1 protein-coding gene is annotated in these 1,554 nt (G+C 38.3%); it reads right to left on the minus strand.

The window, feature by feature from the left end; genetic code table 11:
• Positions 1-80: 80 nt before the first annotated feature.
• The gene (locus QM469_RS10495) at positions 81-1,454 is read right to left on the minus strand and encodes an IS1182 family transposase (RefSeq protein WP_414276805.1); all 1,374 of its coding nucleotides are present in this window, start codon (positions 1,452-1,454) and stop codon (positions 81-83) included.
• Positions 1,455-1,554: the final 100 nt, after the last annotated feature.

Raw genomic sequence — 1,554 nt, forward strand, 5'->3', positions numbered from 1 at the left:
CTTCAGAACGAAGACAAACGTCATTGTTGGCGTTTGTCTTTTTGTATTTTCCAAAATAGTTTGTCTCATCATCTACTAATCTATCCAAAAATTTGAATTTGAGAAAAATAAAAAGGGATATTCTCTATCCATTTCACTAATTTTTTGATATTTAAACACGCCAAAGTAAGCCCAACCTGATCCTCCATTTTGGACTTTCCTTTCTCTCTAGTGTATCTCAAATTATGGTACTCCTTAGCCGTCCCAAAAAGCCGTTCAATTGTTTCTTTGCGCTTCTTATAGAGCTCTTTCATTTCTCTTTGGTGACGAATCTCCTCACAAAATTCAAGGGCATCTTTCCAGACATGTCTCGTTACTACTTTTTGAAAATTCTTGCTTTGGGTACAAACGGATAATAAAGGACAGGCAACACATACTTTGGGATTACTCTTATACTCACGGTAGCCTTCTCGAGTGGTAGTGCGATAGCTTAATACTTGATTCTCTGGACAGACATAACAGTCATTACTTGCATCATAAACAAAATTACTAGGTCTTAAGTTCCCCTTTACTCCCTTTGGACGAGTATAAGGAAAGACAGGGATGATGTTACGTTCTAATAAATAATGGGCAATAGTTGGAGTCTTGTAGCCTGAATCCGCAATAATATAGCGTGGGGAGAAAGGCTCTAACTTTGAAAATAAGGCAGGGAAAGCCTGACTGTCATGAACATTTCCTGCTTCAACCGTATAAGCTAAGGCCCAACCATGCTTATCGCAAGCAACTTGAGCAGAATAGGCAAATACTTCCTTGTGTTCGCCCTTGTGAAACCAACCACACTCGGGATCTGTTGTTGAGATCTTCTTTTCCTTTGCCTCACTTTCTTTTGCGGGCTTTAAGGACTTTTTTGCGTGTTTTTTCCGATCTAAATCAATCTCAACTGCCAATTGTTCACTCATAAATTTAGCTTGTTGCTCTACCATTTCCTTACGATACTTGTGACTATTAGCCGCTGCTTTGATATGGGTACCATCCACAAATATTTCAGAAGGATCAATTAAGCCAGCATACAAAGCTTGGTTGAGAACTTGGGAAAAAATCTCAGAAATGAGTTCTTTATCTTGAAAACGACGGCTGTAATTCTTGCCATAGGTAGTAAAATGAGGAACCTTATCATCTAAAGTTAGTCCGAGAAACCAACGATAGGCTACGTTTACTTCAATCTCTTTCATGGTTTGGCGCATGGAACGGATACCATAAAAACACTTGATCAAAGGAATTTTGACTAACATGACGGGATCAAGACTAGGACGACCGTTATTTGGACTATAGGTATCTTCTACCAAGTTATAGATAAAGCCAAAATCAACCTTTGAATCTACTTGTCGAAGAAAGTGATCTTTTGGGACCAATTCGTCTATTGTATAGAAACCATATTGCTTACGATTATAATCAGGTTTTTCTTTGTGAAACATAGGGAACACCTCACAACTCTTCTTACCTCTATTATACGACTTTACACAAAGAAAAGCCCTTAGAAACTGGACTTCCAAGGACTTTGTCTTCAATCTGAAG

Origin of the sequence: Streptococcus infantis, assembly GCF_047464215.1 — a bacterium.
In the GTDB taxonomy this organism is placed as follows: domain Bacteria; phylum Bacillota; class Bacilli; order Lactobacillales; family Streptococcaceae; genus Streptococcus; species Streptococcus infantis_P.

Coding starts and splice junctions, on each gene's coding strand:
- QM469_RS10495 (WP_414276805.1), bottom strand. CDS start 1,454: ATGTTTCACAAAGAAAAACCTGATTATAATCGTAAGCAATATGGTTTC.